Origin of the sequence: Homoserinibacter sp. YIM 151385 (genome assembly GCF_027912415.1) — a bacterium.
Classification (GTDB): Bacteria; Actinomycetota; Actinomycetes; order Actinomycetales; family Microbacteriaceae; genus Schumannella.
This window is the reverse complement of the sequence record NZ_CP115175.1, coordinates 561,500-581,612: the sequence shown is the minus strand read 5'-3', so window position 1 is coordinate 581,612 and position 20,113 is coordinate 561,500. Positions and strand designations below refer to the sequence as shown.

Annotated in this window: 18 protein-coding genes; 14 read left to right on the top strand and 4 right to left on the bottom strand. The window is 71.8% G+C overall.

What is annotated here, in order from left to right:
• The first annotated feature begins 20 nt into the window (after positions 1-20).
• The 7 genes from OF852_RS02775 (at position 21) to OF852_RS02745 (ending at position 6,483) form a co-directional block, all read left to right on the top strand.
• Entirely contained in the window at positions 21-2,009 is a 1,989-nt protein-coding gene (locus tag OF852_RS02775) for a hypothetical protein (RefSeq protein WP_271120290.1), read from the top strand.
• Positions 2,009-2,281 (top strand): hypothetical protein, encoded by a 273-nt coding sequence (locus OF852_RS02770; protein WP_271120289.1) that lies wholly within the window; start codon positions 2,009-2,011, stop codon positions 2,279-2,281. Before OF852_RS02775 ends, OF852_RS02770 begins: the two co-directional genes overlap by 1 nt.
• A 91-nt stretch (positions 2,282-2,372) precedes the next feature.
• Positions 2,373-3,368 carry a hypothetical protein gene (locus tag OF852_RS02765; RefSeq protein ID WP_271120288.1) on the top strand — a complete coding sequence of 332 codons (996 nt, stop codon included), beginning with the start codon at positions 2,373-2,375 and terminating at the stop codon, positions 3,366-3,368.
• A gap of 60 nt (positions 3,369-3,428) precedes the next feature.
• Entirely contained in the window at positions 3,429-4,964 is a 1,536-nt protein-coding gene (locus tag OF852_RS02760; protein ID WP_271120287.1) for a rolling circle replication-associated protein, read from the top strand.
• 83 nt (positions 4,965-5,047) lie between these two features.
• A complete protein-coding gene (locus tag OF852_RS02755; RefSeq protein WP_271120286.1) occupies positions 5,048-5,695 on the top strand; it encodes an amidase domain-containing protein in 648 nt (215 codons plus the stop codon).
• Between the two features lie 56 nt (positions 5,696-5,751).
• Positions 5,752-5,967 (top strand): hypothetical protein, encoded by a 216-nt coding sequence (locus tag OF852_RS02750; RefSeq protein WP_271120285.1) that lies wholly within the window; start codon positions 5,752-5,754, stop codon positions 5,965-5,967.
• A 75-nt stretch (positions 5,968-6,042) separates the two neighbouring features.
• The gene (locus tag OF852_RS02745) at positions 6,043-6,483 is read left to right on the top strand and encodes a DUF1801 domain-containing protein (RefSeq protein ID WP_271120284.1); all 441 of its coding nucleotides are present in this window, start codon (positions 6,043-6,045) and stop codon (positions 6,481-6,483) included.
• A 15-nt stretch (positions 6,484-6,498) separates the two neighbouring features.
• Here OF852_RS02745 and zapE read toward each other — a convergent pair whose 3' ends face one another.
• The gene (gene zapE / locus OF852_RS02740) at positions 6,499-7,542 is read right to left on the bottom strand and encodes a cell division protein ZapE (protein ID WP_271120283.1); all 1,044 of its coding nucleotides are present in this window, start codon (positions 7,540-7,542) and stop codon (positions 6,499-6,501) included.
• 107 nt (positions 7,543-7,649) lie between these two features.
• Here zapE and OF852_RS02735 point away from each other — a divergent pair, with 107 nt between their 5' ends.
• From OF852_RS02735 to OF852_RS02725, 3 genes are read left to right on the top strand one after another with little or no spacing between them, the layout of a single operon-like run.
• Positions 7,650-8,549 (top strand): sulfurtransferase, encoded by a 900-nt coding sequence (locus tag OF852_RS02735; RefSeq protein WP_271120282.1) that lies wholly within the window; start codon positions 7,650-7,652, stop codon positions 8,547-8,549.
• A gap of 41 nt (positions 8,550-8,590) precedes the next feature.
• Positions 8,591-9,028, top strand: a complete 438-nt coding sequence (locus OF852_RS02730) for a SufE family protein (protein ID WP_271120281.1) — start codon at positions 8,591-8,593, stop codon at positions 9,026-9,028.
• The gene (locus OF852_RS02725; protein WP_271120280.1) at positions 9,025-9,753 is read left to right on the top strand and encodes a dihydrofolate reductase family protein; all 729 of its coding nucleotides are present in this window, start codon (positions 9,025-9,027) and stop codon (positions 9,751-9,753) included. Before OF852_RS02730 ends, OF852_RS02725 begins: the two co-directional genes overlap by 4 nt.
• Here the strand turns inward: OF852_RS02725 and OF852_RS02720 are convergent.
• Complete coding sequence (locus OF852_RS02720) at positions 9,732-10,907, bottom strand: alpha/beta hydrolase family protein (protein ID WP_271120279.1); 1,176 nt, start codon at positions 10,905-10,907, stop codon at positions 9,732-9,734. The two genes, OF852_RS02725 and OF852_RS02720, sit on opposite strands and share 22 nt — an antisense overlap.
• A gap of 82 nt (positions 10,908-10,989) precedes the next feature.
• Here OF852_RS02720 and OF852_RS02715 point away from each other — a divergent pair, with 82 nt between their 5' ends.
• From OF852_RS02715 to OF852_RS02700, 4 genes are all read left to right on the top strand, one after another.
• Positions 10,990-11,586: a DUF3000 domain-containing protein gene (locus tag OF852_RS02715; protein WP_271120278.1), complete on the top strand. Its 597-nt coding sequence runs from the start codon at positions 10,990-10,992 to the stop codon at positions 11,584-11,586.
• Positions 11,579-12,805, top strand: coding sequence for an HRDC domain-containing protein (locus OF852_RS02710; RefSeq protein WP_271120277.1), 1,227 nt, complete (start codon positions 11,579-11,581; stop codon positions 12,803-12,805). The genes OF852_RS02715 and OF852_RS02710 overlap by 8 nt, the downstream gene beginning before the upstream one ends.
• 117 nt (positions 12,806-12,922) lie before the next feature.
• The gene (locus tag OF852_RS02705; protein ID WP_442908641.1) at positions 12,923-14,140 is read left to right on the top strand and encodes a thiolase family protein; all 1,218 of its coding nucleotides are present in this window, start codon (positions 12,923-12,925) and stop codon (positions 14,138-14,140) included.
• Between the two features lie 5 nt (positions 14,141-14,145).
• Positions 14,146-16,290 carry a 3-hydroxyacyl-CoA dehydrogenase NAD-binding domain-containing protein gene (locus OF852_RS02700; RefSeq protein WP_271120276.1) on the top strand — a complete coding sequence of 715 codons (2,145 nt, stop codon included), beginning with the start codon at positions 14,146-14,148 and terminating at the stop codon, positions 16,288-16,290.
• Between the two features lie 87 nt (positions 16,291-16,377).
• On the opposite strand, the gene OF852_RS02695 is transcribed toward OF852_RS02700, so the two are convergent.
• On the bottom strand, positions 16,378-17,919 hold the full coding sequence (locus OF852_RS02695) for a DHA2 family efflux MFS transporter permease subunit (RefSeq protein ID WP_271120275.1): 1,542 nt from the start codon (positions 17,917-17,919) through the stop codon (positions 16,378-16,380).
• 205 nt (positions 17,920-18,124) lie between these two features.
• Positions 18,125-20,104 carry a 1-deoxy-D-xylulose-5-phosphate synthase gene (gene dxs, locus OF852_RS02690; RefSeq protein ID WP_271120274.1) on the bottom strand — a complete coding sequence of 660 codons (1,980 nt, stop codon included), beginning with the start codon at positions 20,102-20,104 and terminating at the stop codon, positions 18,125-18,127.
• Between the last annotated feature and the right edge of the window lie 9 nt (positions 20,105-20,113).

Genomic DNA, 20,113 nt, shown 5'->3' with positions numbered 1-20,113 from the left:
TCGTCTCAGGAAGGCTCGTCATGCGCCGCACGGTACTCCGCTCGATCGCTGCCGCGTCCGCGGTCGCGGCGATCGTTCTCGGCTCGATCCTCGTCGGAGTGATCGCCCCGCCGGGAGCCGTCGCCGCGAGTCGCGGCCCGCTCGACCCGGGCTCGGCGTGGGACTACATGCTCACGATCAAGGGCGCCCAGCTCTACGACACGAACACGGACGCTGCGAAAGCGGCGTGGACGGATCAGTACAAGCGGCAGTCGGCCTCGAGCGCCACGGCGTACTCGATCGGCTCGCAGTACGGGCACTTCGAGCGCGACGAGCTCGCCGGGGTGATCCCGATCAACAAGATCAACGAGCCGATCAGCAAGTCTCGGTACAACTTCGGCAGCCGAATTCCGGCGTTCAAGGCGAAGGAGTTCTTCAAGCCGACCGCGGCGGGTGTCGGGGCGCTCGGCATGGCCGCGACGGGGTTCGCGTTCCGGGCTGACATGGCCAACGGCGCGTTGAGCTGGTTCGGCCTCGACGGTCAGGGGATGGTGTGCGCGGACCCGTTCTTCTCTGGCGGGTTCGCGAACTTCATCACCGGCCAAGACTGCGACATGTGGGCGCAGGCCGCCGAGTACGAGGCGTTCGTGAACTCGGATGTGGAGGCCGGCGTGAACCTCACGCTGTGCGGTCTCCCGATCCGCAAGAGCAACGCTGACACGGTCCTCGTCCAGGACGGCTGTCTGACTCGTCTCGGTCCGGCGACGCAGGGCAGCGCCCGCATCTGGTGCTTCGCGTCGAACTACGGCGGCCCGGACGCGACTGCGGTCATGCACGCGATCCAGATTCGGTGGGCGAGCCCCGGCGGCACGACCAAGCTGACCACCGCGACCCCCTCGCTCGGCTACCCGCAGACCGCCGACACGTCGTGTCGCGCTGCGCACGCGACCGCGAAGACGCAGTTCTACATCGGCACCGCGAGTGAGTCGCAGCAGTTCGACCCGGTCGCTATGCGCCCGTGGGTGAACGGCACGACGGGTCCGTGGACCGAGGTGACGGACCAGGAAGCTGATCCCGAGCGCACGCTGACGTGCACGATCACGCTGAACAACGGGTCGAAGATCAAGGACACGACGGCCCCGTACAAGGAGTCCTCCGGCTCGTTCCCCGAGCCGCGCTGCCCCCAGGTGCCGCCCGAGTTCTACCCGGTGCGCACGACGCTGACGGACTCCGAGGGCAACGTGCTCTGGGACGAGGAGACCAGCGACGACTTCCAGGAGTACATGGCGGAGGACCACCAGCGCTGCACGAAGGACCGCGATTGCGTGCTCGACCTCGTCTACAAGCCGACCGGGCTCTCGTGCTTCGGGATGGGCGACAAGTGCGACGGCTGGATGCTCAACAAGGCCGACTATCAGTGCCAGTACGGCGGGCGGAATGTGTCGATCGGGGAGTGCCACATCTACGCGCAGATCTTCAACTACCAGCGCCGCGTCGAGGGCCGGCCCTACGCCGACCCTCGCGACGGTGACGAGATCACGGGCACGACCGGCAGCCGATTCGATCAGCAGCTGTTCGCGCGCCCGTGGCAGGACCCGACGAAGGCCCGCTCCTGCGGCGGCGGCTCGAACTTCTCGGTGAACCCGCTCGACTTCGTCTTCCGCCCGGTCCAGTGCGCGCTTGAGTGGGCCTTCGCGCCGAGGCTCTCTGTAGTGCAGGGCACGAACGCGAACATCGGGCAGGCGTGGCGGAGCACGCCGCCGGGCAAGCTGATCGCGATCGTGCAGGGCTGGAATCTGAGCTTCAACGTGAACGGCTGCGGCGGCTTCCCGGCGCGGTTCGACTACGGCGACGCGACGGTGAACATCGGCATCCCGTCCGCGTGCCCGGGGACACCGCTTGCGGATGCCGCGAGCAAGGTCCGGCTGTTCAGCAGCATCGCGACGGTCTTCGGCGCTGCGTTCGCGATCCTCCGGATGGCCGGCGCCGCGATCGGTTTCAACGCGTCACCGGGGGAGGGGAAGTCCTGATGATCTTCGAGTACATCCTGACCGTCGCGCAGAACCTGATCGTCGCGTTCCTCAAGCTGTTCCCGGAGTGGACGCCGCCGGCGTGGCTGACGGACCTCGGCGGCAATCTCAACTCGGCCCTGAACATGCTGACTGGGCTCGCCGCGTGGTTCGACTGGGCGCTGCTCACGGCGTGCACGGGAGCCGTGTTCCTCGCGTGGGCGGTGTTCTTCGGCATCAAGCTCGCTCGGGTCGGCGTCTCGCATGTCCCGGGTGTCGGGGGCAGCGGATGAGCGGGCGCACGGCGTCCGAAACAGGCGCGTCAGCGCCGCTCGGATGCCGCGCGAACGCGCACCCGACCACCCACAACCAGGAGAACCGATCGTGATCTACGGCATGAAGCTCATCGGCATCCGCCTCGTCGTCCAGGTCCTCGTCGCGCTCGGCGCGGACCGCCTGCTTCGACGCATGTTCGCCCCGCGCTCAGATGCCGAGGCGATGCGAGCGCGGTACGGCATCCACGCCTTCGTCGGCGCGAACGGGTCCGGCAAGACGAACCTGATGGTCCGCCAGGCGGCTCGCGCGCTCGAGCGCGGGACGACCGTCTACAGCAACATCCCGATCTTCGCGGACCGCGCCACGGGCGAGCTTCACCCGAAGTACGTCGCGCTGACCAGCTTCGAGCAGCTCATGACGATCCGCGACGGCATCCTGCTCCTGGACGAGATGACCGGGATCGCGAACGCCCGAGACAACGCCCCGCTGCCCGGCCCGATCCAGCTCGTGCTCAACCAGCTCCGCAAACGCAAGCTGGTCTGCTACCACTCCTCGCCGGCATGGGAGGACACCACGGCGCAGATTCGCCGCGTCACCCGCGCGGTGACGTTCTGCGAAGGATCGTTCCCGGATCGCCGGGCGGTCGCCGCCGCGTCGAGCTCGTCGGACTTCGATGAGGCGTGGGTGCCGAATCGGTTCTTCCGCGCTCGCACGTTCCCGAAGGACAACCGCGCCGACTGGGGCCTGAGCGCCGCGGTCAAGCTCGGGCAGCCGCTGGTCGAGGAGTTCTACTGGGGTCCCGGCTGCCGATCGTTTCAGATGTACGACACGAACGCCGAGACCTTCGTCTTCGGCAGCTCGAACGACTACGGCACCTGCGTCGTGTGCGAGGGCTCGCGCCGACGGCTGGAGTGCACCTGCAACGACTATCAGGAGATGAAGGCCGCCCAGACCGCTAGACGCCCGTCGCGGCGCTCTGCGGCCCTCTCAGCGCCCCAGGAGCCCTCCGGCGCCTTCCACGACCACGATCACGACCACGGGACGCAGGAGGCCGCTCAGGACGCGCCCGCGCCGGCTCCCGAGGAGCAGCCGCTTGCGGTGTAGGGTCAGCTCAGAAAAGAGAACAGCCCCGCCTGGTCGGACGGGGCTGTTCGAGAATCGAGATTGGGCCTCGATATGCGTCAGCGTACACCCGTAGCACCGGCAGAGCCGGGAGCCGCGTTCGCTGTCGATCGCCGCATCCGCTCGGCCGAGGAAGTCCACGCGGCCGCAGCGCTGATCCCGAAGACGGTCGATCGCTGGCGCGGAGAGGCCGGCCCCCGGTGGCAGATCACGATCATGCCCGGGGGAGTGCGCCTCGGCTCGAAGGACTACGGGCGTCTGAATGCGTCCGAGAATGCGCGGATCGAGCGTGCTTTAAGAGAAGATCCCAGGGTGACCCTGGAACTGGCGCAGGAGCCCCGTAGCGGCTCGAGGCGGTCCATCGTGGCCTGGTCGGCGAAGTCGCGCGCAAACCTCGTCAGCGCGCTCTGTGCGCTCGACTATGAGCCGATCGCGGGGGACGGCACGGACCCGGCGATGCTGACGCTGACGCTGCCGGGCTCGTGGGAGGCGCTCGCGCCGACGCCGCAGGACTTCAAGGCGCAGGTGAACCGGCTCCGGTCGCGCTTCCTCGCGTCTTGGGGCAAGACGCTCGCGGGCGTCTGGAAGCTCGAATTCCAGCGCCGCGGAGCCCCGCATCTGCACATCTTGACGAGCGTGCCGACAGGGACCGCTGCGCGGCCGCTCGCGCCGGCGGAGGCCGCGCATCTTCGTGGGTGCAAGAGCCCCGCGACGTGCGGGAACACGGCTCATGTTCGCCCGCAGCTCGACTTCACGCTCTGGGTCTCGCACGCATGGGCGCTCTCGGTCGCGCCTCGCGGCATCGCGGAGTTCGAGGCCTACGCGCACTCCGGCGAGTTCGCCCGCCACCTCGCCGCCGGTACGGCGGTCGATCGCGATGCGACGCTGCGCTACGCCGATGCGAAGCGGATCGCGGCGTACTTCACGAAGCACGGGCTGTTCACCGCGAAGGAGTATCAGAACGAGCTGCCCGAGCTGTGGCTCGACGCGATCAAGTCCGGCGAGATGGGATCGCGCTTCTGGGGCTACTGGGTTGTTCGGCCCGTGCGCGCTATTCAGGAAACTGACCCAGCGCTGATAATGCACATTATGTCAGATTGCGTGAGCGAGACCGTGCCGCGACTCCACCTCCCGAAGAGCCTCGCCGTGCCTGATCGCCGACTGCCTCCGCCTTCTCGACGCGCGTCGCGTCCCGCCGGCGCGCACGCGCTCGGCTGCGGAGTTCGAGAAGATCGAATCGCCAGTCGGCGTCGCCCTCAGCGCGCCTCGAGCGCGACGCGCAGGGCGGCGACGTCCACCTCGTGCGGTCGGGTGAAGAGGAACTGCCGGGCACTTCCGTCCTCGAGCAGGAATCGCACGCCGTCCTCGTCGACCCTCGCCGAGCCGATCGGGGCGTTGTCGACCGTGAGCGCCGAGAGGGACGTCATGCTGAGCAGCCGGGTCCTCTCCCCCGCGTGGATGACGATGGCCTCCTCGACCTCGTCGGCGATGCGCACCTGGTGCTCGCTCGCGAAGCACCGGGTGGTGATGCCGGCGTCCGCGGCGGCCTTCTGTGGATCGAGCACACGCCGAGCGTAGAACGCCTCGTCCGCCCGCGGTCGCCCCAGAAATGGGGCCGGGCGGCTCCTGGATGCGTGCCCGGCCCGGGCTATCGTGAGCGGATGTCCGAGATCGAGCCGAGCCCCGCGCGCCGTCCCCGTCCGCGTCGGCTCGTGGCCGGCATCCTGCTCGGCGTGCTCGTCCTCGGCGCCGGCGCTCTGCTCGTGAAGGAGCAGCTCCGTCCGAGCTATACCCCGCCTGTCGCAGCGGCCGAGCCGCTCTCCGCGGACGTCGCCGCGCAGATGGCCTACCTCGACGAGCACTGGGAGGAGGCGAACGTCGACGAGTTCGGCACCCTCGGCGGCACCGACTGCGTCAACTTCACGAGCCAGACGCTCCTCGCACGCGGCTGGGGCATGGATGACGACTGGGGGCATTCCCGCTCGCTCGTCGGCGCCCACGCCTACACCCGCGCCTGGATCAGCTCGACCGCCTTCCGCGACTACCTCGCCGCGCGTCCCGAGCGTGCGACCGCGCTCGACGACACCCAGCGCGCCGAGCTCGCCGTCGGCGACGTCGCCCAGTTCGACTGGGACGCCTCCGGCGACCGGGACCACACCGCCGTCGTGACCGCGGTGATCCCCCGGGACGACGGGACGGTCGACGTCCGTCTCGGCGGCCACTCCCCCTCGTACCGCGAGATGCCCGTGGACCGGCTCCTCGCCGAGCACGAGGGCGCGGTCGTCCACTACTGGCACCTCGCCGACTGACGTCGTCGGGATCCCCAGGATCGCCGCCTAGCGTGGTGGGGTCGAGAGGAGACGACATGACCGAGCGCCCGACGCCCGCCCCGCAGTACGGGGTCTGGTACTTCATCTGCGCGACCTTCGCGTTCGCGGCCCCCGTGATCGCCTTCCAGGCCGCGGCCCAGCTCTGGGTGACGATCATGAGCCTCATGGTGGGCCTCCTGCTCGTCGTCGCGGGCGCGCGGCAGGCCGCTCGGGATCTGCGCTCCCGGCGCGAGGCGGACAGCGGCCGCTGAGCTCACGGCGCCGGGTCCGCGGATCGAGCAGGATCCGAGAAGCGCACCGGAACGGGCAGGGAGGATGATGGCGGCATGACCGAGAAGACGACCTCCACGAAGTCCGGCTTCAGCGCCGCCGAGCGCGCCGCCATGAAGGAGCGCGCGAAGGAGCTGAAGGCCTCCCAGAAGAAGGCGGACCTCCTGGAGGCGCAGCTGGCGGCGATCGCCGACATGCCCGACGAGGACCGCGTGCTCGCGGAGCGCGTGCACGCCATCGTCAGCGAGCAGGCGCCGCACCTCTTCGCGAAGCTCTGGTACGGGATGCCGTCCTACGCCGACGAGGACGGCAAGTCGGTCGTCTTCTTCAAGGGCGCCGCCAAGTTCGACGGGCGCTTCGCGACGCTCGGCTTCAACGACCCCGCGCAGCTCGACGAGGGGAAGATGTGGGCCACCTCCTACGCGCTCGTCGGGCTCGACGACGAGGTCGAGGCGGAGATCGCCCGGCTCGTGCGCAAGTCGGTCGGCGCCGCCTGATCCACTGCCGGCCGACTACTCCCGCGCGCCCGAGGTGAGCGCGACGAGCCGCGAGATCGCCCGGAGGTACTTCTTCCGGTAGCCGCCGCCGAGCATGTCGGCGCCGAAGACCTCGTCGAGCGGCGTGCCGCTCGCGGCGATCGGGACGCGCTCGTCGTAGAGGCGGTCGACGAAGGCGACGAAGCGCAGGGCGTCGGTCTGGTCGTGCAGGGTCGCGACCTCGCGGAGCCCGATCGCCGCGAGGCCGTCGACGAGCTTCACGTAGCGCGAGGGGTGCACGGTCGCGAGATGGTGCAGGAGCTCGCCGAAGTCGTCGTCCACGACCGGGCCGGAGGCCGCATCCAGCACGCGGTCGATGCCGGCGTCGTCGAGGACGACGGCCGAGCCCGAGACCTCGCGGCGGCGGTAGTCCTCGCCGTCGATGCGGAGGATGTCGAAGCGCGCCGCGAGCGCGTGGATCTCGCGGAGGAAGTCGACCGCCGCGAAGCGGCCCTCGCCGAGCGCGTTGGGGGGCGTGTTCGAGGTCGCGGCGATGCGGGTGCCCGACTCGGCGAGCTCGCCGAGGAGCCGGGTCATCATCATGGTGTCGCCCGGGTCGTCGAGCTCGAACTCGTCGATCGCGACGAGCGCCGCGCCCTTGAGCAGCTGCACCGTCGGCTGGAAGCCGAGCGCGCCGACGAGCGCCGTGTACTCGATGAAGGTGCCGAAGTAGCGCCGGCCCTTCGTCATGCCGTACAGGGCGGCGAGGAGGTGGGTCTTGCCGACGCCGAAGCCGCCGTCGAGGTAGAGCCCCGCTTTCGCGGCCGGCGCCTTGCGCCGCGAGAAGAGCCCGCCCCCTCCCCCGCCGCGGCTGCCCGCGAAGGCGCGCACGGCCTCCACGGCCTCCGCCTGCGAGGGATGGTCCGGATCCGGACGGTAGCTCTCGAGCGTCGCGCCGTCGAACTGCCGCGGCGGGACGAGGGATGCCGCGATCTCCTGGCCCGTCATGGCGGGCGAGCGGTCGCGGATCGAGGGGTGCGTCGCGCTGCTCGGGGTCTCGGGAGCCATGCCTGCCTTCATGTGTCGAACTCTGACGGCACGGCGGCGGGCCACGGGACGACTTCGTAGTCTGGACGGGGTCGATGATATCGACCCCGCACCCGACCCGCCGCACCCGAGGAGCTCCCATGACCGTCCCCGCCGACCCCTCCCCCCGCTTCGCGGACTACGCGCACCCCGAGCGGCTCGTGAGCACCGCGTGGCTCGCGGACCACCTCGGCGAGCCGGGTCTCGTCGTCGTCGAGTCCGACGAGGACGTCCTGCTCTACGAGACCGGCCACATCCCCGGCGCCGTGAAGCTCGACTGGCACACCGAGCTCAATCACCCGGTGACCCGGGACTACCTCGACGGCGCCGGCCTCGCCGAGCTGCTCTCCGCGAAGGGCGTGGCGCGCGACGACACGATCGTCGTCTACGGCGACAAGAGCAACTGGTGGGCGGCCTACGCGCTGTGGGTCCTGACGCTCTTCGGGCACGAGGACGTGCGCCTCCTCGACGGCGGACGGGCCCTGTGGGAGGCCGAGGGCCGCGAGCTCACGACGGCGCCCGCCGAGCGCGCGCGGACCGCCTACCCGGTCGTCGAGCGGGACGACCGCACCGTGCGCGCCTTCCGCGACGACGTGCTCGCGCACCTCGGCAGCCCGCTCATCGACGTCCGCTCCCCCGAGGAGTACTCGGGCCAGCGCACGACCGCCCCCGCCTACCCGGAGGAGGGCGCCCTCCGCGCCGGCCACATCCCGAGCGCCGCGAGCGTCCCGTGGGGCCGCGCCGCGAACGAGGACGGCACCTTCCGCACCGCCCGGGAGCTGGACGCGATCTACCGCGGCGAGGCCGGCCTCCGCGACGGCGACGACGTCATCGCCTACTGCCGCATCGGGGAGCGCTCGAGCCACACCTGGTTCGTGCTCGCGCACCTGCTCGGCTTCGAGGGCGTCCGCAACTACGACGGCTCCTGGACCGAGTGGGGCAGCCTCGTCGGCGCCCCCATCGTCACCGGCGCCGAGCCCGGCCCGGTCCCCGCACGGTAGCCCGCCGCGCGCGGGACGCGACGGGCGGGTACGGTGGCGGCATGCCCGATCCCGTCCCGCCGACGCTGCGCGGCATCCAGGAGGACTTCCTCGCGCTCGAGCAGCGCGAGCGCCTCCAGCTGCTGCTCGAGTTCTCGCAGGGCCTCCCCGAGCTCCCCGAGCGCTACCGCGACCATCCCGACCTCCTCGAGCGGGTCGAGGAGTGCCAGTCGCCGGTGTACATCTTCACCGAGCTCGACGAGGCGGGGCTCGTGCACCTGCATGCCACGGCACCGGAGCAGGCGCCGACGACCCGCGGCTTCGCCTCCATCCTCGCGCAGGGGCTCGAGGGGCTCACGGCGGAGCAGGCGCTCGCGATCCCCGAGGACTTCCCGCTCGAGCTCGGGCTCACGGAGGCGGTGAGCCCGCTGCGCATCCGCGGCATGATGGCGCTGCTCGGCCGGGCGAAGCGCCAGCTCCGGGAGCGGCTGGCCGCATGAGGCTCTCGCGGCTGCTCGCCGAGGGTGCCGTGCTCCCGGCCCCCGAGCACCTCGAGCTCGACGCCGCGGGCTCGCGCGACGCGCTGCGCGAGTGGTACCGGGGCGAGGCGGCGGGTGTCCGGATCGACCTCGTGCAGAGTCTCGACGGCAGCGCGCAGGGGCTCGACGGCACCTCCGAGACCCTGAGCTCGGGCGCCGACCGCGCGGTGCTCGGCGCGATCCGTGCCGAGTCGGATGTCGTCCTCATCGGGGCGCGCAGCTTCCGCGCCGAGGGGCCCCTGCTCCCCCGCCGTGCGCGCCTCGCGGTGCTGACGCGGTCCGGGGAGCTCGGCGGGGCGGCGATCCCGCCCGGCGGTCCGGCCTCGAGCGCCGTCGTGACGGTGCTCGCCCCGGCCACGGCCGAGGCGAGGGTGCGGGCGACGCTCGAGGGGGTCGAGCTCGACTTCGCGCCGCTCCCCGAGGCAGGCGCCGCGGGCGTCGACCTCGGGGCGGCGCTCGACGCGCTGCGCGACCGAGGGCTTCCCCGCATCGTCTGCGAGGGCGGCCCGTCGCTCGCGGCGGCCCTCATCGATGCGGGGCGCGTCGACGAGCTCTGCCTGTCGACCGCGGCGGCGATCACCGGCACGGGCGTGCCCGCCCTCGGCGCGCCGGGACCGCGCGGCGCGCGGCTCCGTCAGCTCGCCGCCGACGAGCTCGGCAACCTCTACACCCGCTGGGCGCTCTGAGGCAGCCCGCGCAGCCAGTCCCGGATCGCGCCGCTCCAGCGCTCCGGGTCGTAGTTCCAGAGCCGGGTGTGCCTCGCGGTGTCGAAGGCCTCGTAGCGGACGAGGTCGGGGCGGCGCGCGGCAAGGCGCCGCGAGGCGCTCGGCGGCACGAAGTCGTCGCCGTCGCTGTGCAGGATGAGCACCGGCACCGCGAGCTCGTCCGCCCGCGCGACCCAGTCGAGCGCGTCGAGGTCGATCGGCCGGTCGAGGCCGACGACGCGCGAGGCGAGCCGGGAGCCGAGCACGCCCTGCACGATCCGGCTGAGCGCCCGCGGGAGCCCGCGGAGCGCGACGATCTGCTGGTCGATGACCGTCCGCCAGTCGACGGCCGGGGAGTCGAGCACGGCACCGCGCACGAGCTCGGCGTGCGGCGAACGCGCGAGCGTCTGGAGCACCGTCGCGCCGCCCATCGACCAGCCCATGAGGACGAGGTCGCGGGCTCCGAGGCCGCGGAGCATGTCGAGGGCCGCATCCACGTCCCGCCACTCCTCGAGCCCGAGCGCATAGCGACCGTCCGGGCTCGCGGGCGCGTCGGGATCGTTGCGGTAGGACACCATGAGGACGCTGCGGCCGTCGGCGAGCATGGGCTCGATCGCGCGGAGGGTCTCGGCGCGCGTGACGGCGCGGCCGTGCACGAGGACGGCCCAGCGGGTGCCGTCGCCCTCGGCCGGGACCACCCAGGCGGGTGCGGGGCCGTGCGGCGTCGGGATCTCGATCGCCTCCCAGGCGTGCGAGAGCGTCGCGGGGCTGCGGTGCAGCCAGCCGCTCCAGCGACCGGATCGGGCCTCGCCGAGCTCCCCGGCCTCGACCTCGAGGATGCGCCGCACCACGCGGTCGGGCTCGCGCCGGAGCACCTCGCCGATCCGCGCGTAGCCCTGGTCGTGTGAGAACCACAGCCCGTAGCGCCCCGGCACGAGGGTCTCGGGACCGGCCTCGAGCGTGATCTCACCGCGATCGACGTCGACCTCGAGGATGCGGATGTCGTCCGGACGGCGCCGGGGAGGCGTGACGATGGTGCGCGCGATCGCGAGCGAGAGCCCGGCGACGCCGAGCGCTGCGGCGCCGCCGACTCCGGCGAGGACCGCCCCCGCGAGACACCAGCTGCGAGCGGACACCTGCCACCTCCGCTCGCGACATGTCATGGGACCGGCGGCGTGCCTGACGGCCGCGCGCCCAGGAGAACCCTAATCTGCCAACGTGGCCGATACGACGAGCGACGCCGGGGTCCCGGCAGCCTTCGGTGCCGCCGTGGCCGCCGTGCGGGCCGCCGCGGTGCGCCCCGAGCTGCAGATCGCGGAGATCACCGCCCCCGCGAACCTCGCGCCCTTCGCCGTGGCCCTCGCGGCGGATGTCCGCCCCACTCGGCACGCGAGCGACTCGGTGCTCGGCACGGGCCGCTTCGTGCTCCTCTACGACCCCGAAGAGCCGGACGCCTGGGGCGGGGCCTTCCGCATCGTCTGCTTCGCGCAGGCGCCCCTCGAGACCGACATCGGCGTCGACCCCTTCGTCGCGGACGTCGCCTGGTCCTGGCTGGTGGACGCGCTCGACGCGCGCGGCGCCGAGTACCTGGCCGCCTCCGGCACCGCCACGAAGATCCTCTCGACCGGGTACGGCGAGCTCGCCGGCCAGGACGGCGCGCAGCTCGAGCTCCGGGCATCATGGAGTCCTGTGGACCCCGCAAGCTCCGCGCACGTCGAGGGCTGGGCCGACCTCCTCGCGATGCTGGCCGGCCTGCCGCCCGCGACCGAGGACGGCGTCGCCCTGCTCTCCGCGAGACGGAGCACGCGTGGCTGAGCCGACCGCCGCCGCCGACGCGGCGCACGAGCACATCGACGTGATCGAGGACCGCGAGGGCTACCTGGCCGCGCTCGAGGTGCTGCGCGCCGGCCACGGCCCGATCGCGATCGACGCGGAGCGCGCCTCCGGCTTCCGCTACTCCCAGCGCGCCTACCTCATCCAGGTGTACCGCCGCGGGGCCGAGGTCTTCCTGTTCGACCCGATCGCGATCGGCGACATGTCGGAGCTCGGCGAGCTGGGGCGCGAGGAGGAGTGGGTGCTCCACGCCGCGAGTCAGGACCTCGCCTGCCTCCGCGAGGTCGGCATCCACCCGGTCCGGCTCTTCGACACGGAGCTCGGGGCGCGCCTCGCGGGCCTGCCGCGCGTCGGCCTCGGCACCGTCGTGCAGGAGCTCCTCGGCATCCACCTGGCGAAGGAGCACTCGGCGGCCGACTGGTCGACGCGCCCGCTCCCCCAGGCCTGGCTGGTCTATGCGGCGCTCGACGTCGAGCTGCTCGTCGACGTGCGGGATGCCGTCGCGGGCCTCCTCGAGGAGCAGGGCAAGGTCGAGGCCGCGGCGCAGGAGTTCCAGGCGGTGCTGGACCGCGAGACCCCCGTGCGCCAGGACCCGTGGCGTCGTCTCTCCGGCATCCACGGCATCCGCAGCCAGCGCATCCTCGCCGTCGCGAAGTCGCTGTGGGAGACGCGCGACGCCTACGCGCGCGAGATCGACACGGCGCCCGGCCGGCTCGTCCCCGACGCCTCGCTCGTCAACGCCGCGAAGGCCAACCCCGCCTCCAAGCGGGAGCTCGCGGCGCTCCGCGAGTTCACCGGCCGTGCGAGCCGCTCGCAGATCGACCGCTGGTGGGGCGCGATCGAGGCCGGCCGCGCGATGGAGGACCTGCCGGCGATCCGCGTGCCCGGCGACGGGCCGCCCCCGCCGCGCGCCTGGGCCGACAAGAACCCCGAGGCGGATGCCCGCCTGAAGGCCGCGCGCCCCGCCGTGCAGGCCGTCGCCGAGGAGCTCGGCCTGCCCGTGGAGAACCTCCTCACACCGGACCTGCTGCGCCGTCTGGCCTGGACGCCGCCCGAGGTCCACGACCGCGAGTCGATCGCCGCGGCCCTCGCCGCGCTCGGTGCGCGCCCCTGGCAGATCGACGCGACCGCACAAGCGATCGCGCAGTCCTTTGTGGATGGCCCCCAAGAGCCGCCGGAGCCCGTCGAGCCCGCTTCGTAGGAAGCGTCACAGGATTCCGCGCGCACCCAGGGCAGCTCCATAGGATCGGGGCGACCCTCCCGGAGCGCCGTGGACCGCCGCGCGCCCCGGGTCGACGAGATCTCACTTGGAGGCACCGTGGCCCACTCCCCCCGCTCCGGATCAGGAGCCGACGTCGTGTTCGTGGACGGGGTGAGGACCCCGTTCGGACGTGCCGGCGAGAAGGGCCAGTACTGGGGCACCCGCGCCGACGACCTCATCGTGAAGGCGATGATCGGCCTCCTCGAGCGCAACCCCGCCGTCCCGAAGGAGGCGATCGACGACGTCGCGATCGCCGCCACCACGCAGACCGGCGACCAGGGCCTGACGCTCGGCCGCACGGCCGCGATCCTCGCGGGGCTCCCGCTCAGCGTCCCCGGCTACGCGATCGACCGGATGTGCGCGGGCGCCATGACGAGCGTCACGACCGTCGCCGGCGCCATCGCCTTCGGCGCATACGACTTCGCGATCGCCGGCGGGGTCGAGCACATGGGGCGCCACCCCATGGGCTTCGACGCCGACCCGAACCCGCGCTTCCTCGCTGAGAAGCTCGTGAGCCCCGACTCGCTCAACATGGGCAACACGGCCGAGCGCCTCCACGACCGCTTCCCGCAGCTGACGAAGGAGCGCAGCGACCGCTTCGGCCTCCGCAGCCAGCAGAAGGTCGCGGCCGCCTACGAGGCCGGGAGGATCCAGCCCGATCTGGTGCCCGTCGCGATCCGCTCCGCCGAGGGCTGGGGTCTCGCGACGCGGGACGAGGGGATGCGGCCCGAGACCACCATGGAGGGCCTCGCGGGGCTCAAGACCCCGTTCCGGCCGCACGGGCGCGTCACGGCCGGCAACGCCTCGCCGCTCACCGACGGCGCCACCGTCTCGCTGCTCGCGAGCGCCGACGCCGCGAAGGAGCACGGGCTCCAGCCCAAGATGCGGCTCGTGAGCTTCGCCTACGCCGGCGTCGCCCCGGAGGTCATGGGCATCGGCCCGATCCCCTCGACCGAGAAGGCGCTCCGCAAGGCGGGTCTCTCGATCGACGACATCGGCCTCTTCGAGCTCAACGAGGCCTTTGCCGTGCAGGTGCTCTCGCTGCTCGACCACTTCGGGATCGACGACGACGACCCGCGCGTGAATTCCTGGGGCGGCGCGATCGCCATCGGCCACCCGCTCGCCTCGAGCGGCGTCCGCCTCATGATCCAGCTCGCCCGCCAGTTCGAGGAGCACCCCGAGGTCCGCTACGGCATGACCGCGATGTGCGTCGGCCTCGGCCAGGGCGGCACCGTCATCTGGGAGAACCCCCACTACACCGGGAAGCGGAAGTGACCGACATGACCGACGACACCAGCCGCTTCGACGCCCTCGTCGCCCTCGACGCCGACGAGGTCGTCACGCACTCCCACGTCCGCGACGTGCCGCTCCCCTCCGGCCGGACGCTCGCGCTCGTCACCCTCGACAACGGCCGCGACCACACGCGCCCCTCGACGCTGGGACCGGCGACCCTGCTCGAGCTCGGCCGGGTGCTCGAGGAGCAGCGCGCCCGCGGCGCGCGGGGTGAGATCCAGGGACTCGCGATCACGGGCAAGCCCTTCATCCTCGCCGCCGGCGCCGATCTCACGAAGGTGGGCGAGATCCCCGACCGCGAGACCGGCAGGCTCATGGCGCAGCTCGGGCATCACGTGCTCGGCAAGCTCCACGGCCTCGGCGTGCCGACCTTCGTCTTCATCAACGGCCTCGCGCTCGGCGGCGGGCTCGAGATCGGCCTCAACGCCGACTACCGCACGGTGGACGCCTCGGCGCCGGCGATCGCGCTGCCGGAGGTCTTCCTCGGCATCATCCCCGGCTGGGGCGGCGCCTGGCTGCTGCCGAACCTCATCGGCATCGAGAACGCGCTCGAGGTCGTCATCTCGAACCCGCTCAAGAACAACCGGATGCTGAAGCCCGCCCAGGTGAGAGAGCTCGGCATCGCCGACGCCATCTTCCCGCCCGCGAACTTCCTCGAGGACTCGCTGCGCTGGGCCGACGGCGTCATCGGCGGCGACACCCAGGTGAAGCGCCCGAACCAGCCGGGCAAGCTCGAGCGCGCCATGAAGTGGGATATCGCGATCGGCGTCGCGGAGAAGACCCTCAAGAGCCGGATCGGCGAGGTCGCGAAGAGCCCGTACCGAGCGCTCGAGCTCCTCAAGGCGGCGAAGAACACGGATCGCGCGACCGGCTTCGCGGCCGAGGACGAGGCACTTGCGGACCTCATCTCGGGCGACCAGTTCCGGGCGTCCATCTACGCCTTCAACCTCGTGCAGAAGCGCGCGAAGCGTCCGGCCGGCGCCCCCGACAAGGAGCTCGCCCGCCGGATCGGCAAGGTGGGCATCCTCGGGGCCGGGCTCATGGCCTCGCAGTTCGCGCTGCTCTTCGTCCGCCGTCTGCAGGTGCCGGTGCTCATCACCGACCTCGACCAGGCGCGGGTCGACAAGGGCATCGCGTACATCCACGAGGAGATCGACAAGCTCGCCGCCAAGGGCCGCATCGACGGCGACGAGACGAACCGCCTCAAGGCGCTCGTCACGGGCACGACCGACAAGGCCGACTTCGCGGACTGCGACTGGGTCATCGAGGCCGTGTTCGAGGAGCTCGGCGTGAAGCAGCAGGTCTTCGCCGAGGTCGAGCAGCACGTCTCCCCCGAGGCGATCCTCGCGACGAACACCTCGTCCCTGTCGGTCGACGACATCGGCGCGAAGCTCGCCCACCCGGAGCGGCTCGTCGGCTTCCACTTCTTCAACCCGGTCGCGGTCATGCCGCTCATCGAGGTCGTGAAGGCCTCGAAGACGGATGACGCGGCGCTGTCGACCGCCATGGTCACGGCCGCGAAGCTGCGCAAGAACGCCGTCATCACGGCCGACACGCCCGGTTTCGTCGTCAACCGCATCCTCGCGAAGCTGCTCGGCGAGGCGATGCACGCCGTCGAGAACGGGACGAGCCTCGAGACGGTCGTCGAGGCGCAGCGTCCGCTGGGGCTGCCGATGGACCCCTTCGTGCTGCTCGAGCTCGTGGGCCTCAAGGTGGGCGCGCACGTCCTCGACACGCACCATGGCGCCTTCCCGGAGCGATTCTTCGCCTCGCCCGCGCTCCACGAGCTCGCCGAGCACGGGAAGCTGCTCGAGAAGGACGCGAAGGACAAGGTGAAGGGCTACGACAAGGACGCCCTCAAGATCATCCGGAAGCACGTGCCGAAGGGCGCGAGCGGGTACACCGCCGAGGAGCTGCGCATCCGCATCGAGGACGGCCTGGCTGACGAGGTGCACCGGATGCTCGAGGACGGCGTCGTGAGCGCCGCCGAGGACATCGACCTCTGCCTCATCCTCGGTGCCGGCTTCCCGTTCCAGATGGGCGGCGTGACGCCCTACCTCGACCGCGTCGGCGCCTCCGAGCGCGCCTTCGGGGACACCTTCCACCACCCGCCGATCCGCGGGGTCGCATAGCGCCCTCGCCGCCGCGGCGCGGACGTGACGCGGGCGCCGGGGATCGCTCCCCGGCGCCCGCGTCGCCGTCTCGTGCCGAGGTCGCGGTCAGTGACCCAGGGGCGTCGAGCCCTCGCCGGGCGCGGTCGCCGGCTTCCGGACGAAGAACGAGAGCACGACGACGACGACCGAGATGGCCGCGCCGACCATGAACGCCTGGTGGACGCCGGCCGCGATCTCGGCGGCGCTGGCCGTCTCGACCGACTCGGCGCCCGATCCCAGCATCCCGATCGCGAAGAGCGCCACGAAGAGCGCCGTCCCGGCCGCGGCGGCGACCTGCTGGAGCGTGGAGACCGTCGCCGAGCCGTGCGAGTACAGGTGCGGCTGCAGCGAGCCGAGGCCCGTGCTGAAGAGCGGGGTGAACAGGAACGCGAGCCCGAGGCTGAGCAGGATGTGCGATGCCGCGACCATCCAGAGCGGGGTCTCCGGCCCGAAGGTCATGGCCATCACCCAGAACGCGGCGCTGAGGACGATCGAGCCCGGCACGAGGAGCGGCGTCGGGCCGAAGCGGTCGTAGAGCCGGCCGACGATCGGGCCGAGCACGCCCATGAGCAGGCCGCCGGGCAGCAGCAGCGCGCCGACGACGACCGGCTCCTGGCCGAGCGCGTTCTGGACGAACTGCGGGATGAGGATGACCGTCCCGAACAGCGACAGCATCGCGACCGCGAGCATGATGAGCGACATCGTGAACTGCCGTGAGCGGAAGGTGCGGAGGTCGAGCAGTGCGGCGTCGCGCTTCTGCAGCCCGATCTGGCGGACGACGAAGCCCGCGAGCACGGCGAGGCCGACCGCGACCGGGAGGATCGGCGGCACGAGGGTCGCCTCCCCCGCGGACTCGCCCAGCGAGGAGAGCCCGTAGACGAGCGAGCTGAAGCCGACCGCCGAGAGGATGACGGAGGGGACGTCGAGCGGGATCGACCGCAGCTCGGAGACGTTCGGCACGCGTGCGATGCCGACGACGAGCATGAGGACGCCGATCGGGAGCATGACGAAGAAGAGCCCGCGCCACGGCAGGACCGTGAGCAGGAGCCCGGAGACCGCCGGCCCGATCGCGGGGGCGACGGACATGACGATGGAGACGCGCCCCATGATGCGCCCGCGGTCCTGCGGCGGCACGATCGTGAGCATCGTCGTCATCATGAGCGGCATCATGATCGCGGTGCCCGAGGCTTGCACGACGCGGCCCACGACGAGCAGGCCGAAGACGGGCGCGACGGCCGCGAGGAGCGTCCCCGCGCTGAACAGGGTCATCGCGACGATGAAGAGCGTGCGCGTGCTGTAGCGCTGGAGCAGCCAGCCCGTGATGGGGATGACGACGGCCATGGTGAGCGCGAAGGCGGTCGTGAGCCACTGGCCCGTGCTCGCCGAGATCCCGAGGTCCTCCTGGATGTTCGGGATCGCGACGCTCATCACGGTCTCGTTGAGGAACACGGTGAAGGTCGCGGCGAGCAGGAGCACGAGCGCGGTGCGGTTGCGCTTCGCGGTCGCGGCATCGAGGGCCGGGGCGGGCTGCGGGCGGTGCGCGGGCGAGCTCTGCTCGTCGCGCGGGCCGAGGTCGTCGAGGGCGTCGCGGGTGGCGTTCTCGGACACGTGTCTCCAGATCGATGGAAGGCGGGATTCGCGCGTCAGCGCACGACGGATCGGTGCAACGGCGGCGGATCGGGATCGCATTCCCGAGCCCGCGATGTTCACACCGTCCACAAATGATAGGGCACGGCACCGACATCGCGGTGCTCGATTCGAGGCGGGAACAGGTGTGCTCGCCGAATCCCGGCGCGCTTGGCGCCGAGCCCGCCTAGTCCCGCTCGCTCCCCGAGTCGATCGGGCCCGTCTCGAGCGCGCCGGCCTCGAGCGCGATGTCGAGGTGCTCCTGGTCGAGGCGCCGGGCGACCGGGATGCGGGTGCCGAGCACCTGCGCGACGATGTCGCGCGCGATGTGCTGCTCGGTCAGCCCGACCTCTGCGAGCAGCTCGCTGCGCGAGCCGTGCTCGAGGAACTCGTCGGGGAGGCCGAGCTCGTCGACCGCCGTGTCGACCCCCGCCGCGCGGAGGTCCTGGCGGATGCGCGTACCGATGCCGGCGACCCGGACGCCGTCCTCGATCGTGACGACGAGGCGGTGCTCCCGCGCGAGCTCGATGACGCTGCCGGGGACGGGCACGACCCATCGCGGATCGACGACGGTCGCGCCGATCCCCTGCTGGGCGAGGCGGTCGGCGACCTTGAGGCCGAGCTCCGCCATGGGGCCGACGGTGACGACGAGCACGTCGCGGTGGGGCGCCTCGTGGAGCACGTCGACGCCGTCCGTCGTCCGCCGCTGCGCCTCGAACTCGGTGCCGACGACGCCCTTCGAGAAGCGCAGCACCGTGGGGCCGTCGTCGACCGCGACGGCCTCGCGCAGCTCCTCGCGGAGCCGGGACGCGTCGCGCGGCGCTGCGAGCCGGATGCCGGGGACGACCTGCAGGATCGCGAGATCCCACATGCCGTGGTGGCTCGGTCCATCCGGCCCGGTCACGCCCGCGCGGTCGAGGACGAAGGTGACGCCCGCCTTGTGGAGGGCGACGTCCATGAGGATCTGGTCGAAGGCGCGGTTGACGAAGGTGGCGTACAGCGCGACGACCGGGTGGAGCCCGCCGAAGGCGAGGCCCGCGGCGCTCGTGACGGCGTGCTGCTCGGCGATGCCGACGTCGAACACGCGCTCCGGATGCCGCTCCGCGAAGCGGTGCAGGCCGACCGGTCGCAGCATCGCCGCCGTGATGCCCACGAGCCGCTCGTCCTCGTCCGCGAGCTCGAGGATCTCGTCGGCGAAGACGGAGGTCCAGGAGGGGCGGCTCGGCGCCTCGATCGGCTCGCCCGTCTCGGGGTCGATCTGCCCGACGGCGTGGAACTGGTCCGCGACATCCGCGAGGGCGGGCTCGTAGCCGTGGCCCTTCTGCGTGATGACGTGGACGATGACGGGCGCCGCGTAGTCCTTCGCCTGCTGCAGGACCTCCTCGAGCGCCGCCTGGTCGTGGCCGTGGACGGGGCCGAGGTACTTGATGTCGAGGTTCGAGTAGAGGCCCTCGTGGTTCGCGAAGCGGCTGAGGAAGCCGTGCGTGCCGCCTCGGATGCCGCGGTAGATCGCGCGCCCCGGGGCGCCGAGCCGGTCGAACACGCGACGGCTGGAGGCGTGGAGGTCGCGATACGCGCGCCGGGTGCGGACCTGGTTGAGGAAGCGGGCCATGCCGCCGATCGTCGGCGCGTAGGAGCGGCCGTTGTCGTTCACGACGATGACGAGCCGGCGGGCGTTGTCGTCGCTGATGTTGTTGAGCGCCTCCCAGGTCATGCCGCCGGTCAGGGCGCCGTCGCCGACGACCGCGACCACGTGGCGGTCGTCCTGCCCCGTCATGGCGAAGGAGCGCGAGATGCCGTCCGCCCAGCTCAGCGAGCTCGAGGCGTGCGAGGACTCGACGATGTCGTGCTCGGACTCGGCGCGCTGCGGGTAGCCCGCGAGGCCGCCGCGCTCGCGCAGGCGGCTGAAGTCCTGGCGTCCGGTGAGGAGCTTGTGCACGTACGACTGGTGTCCGGTGTCGAAGACGAGGGCGTCCTTCGGCGACTCGAAGACACGGTGGATCGCCATCGTGAGCTCGACGACGCCGAGGTTCGGGCCGAGGTGCCCGCCCGTCTTCGAGACCTCCGTCACGAGGAAGCGCCGGATCTCCTCCGCGAGCTGGGTGAGCTCCTCGCGGCTGAGGCGGTCGAGGTCGCGCGGGCCGCGGATCGTGGCGAGCAGGGACATGCTCACGAG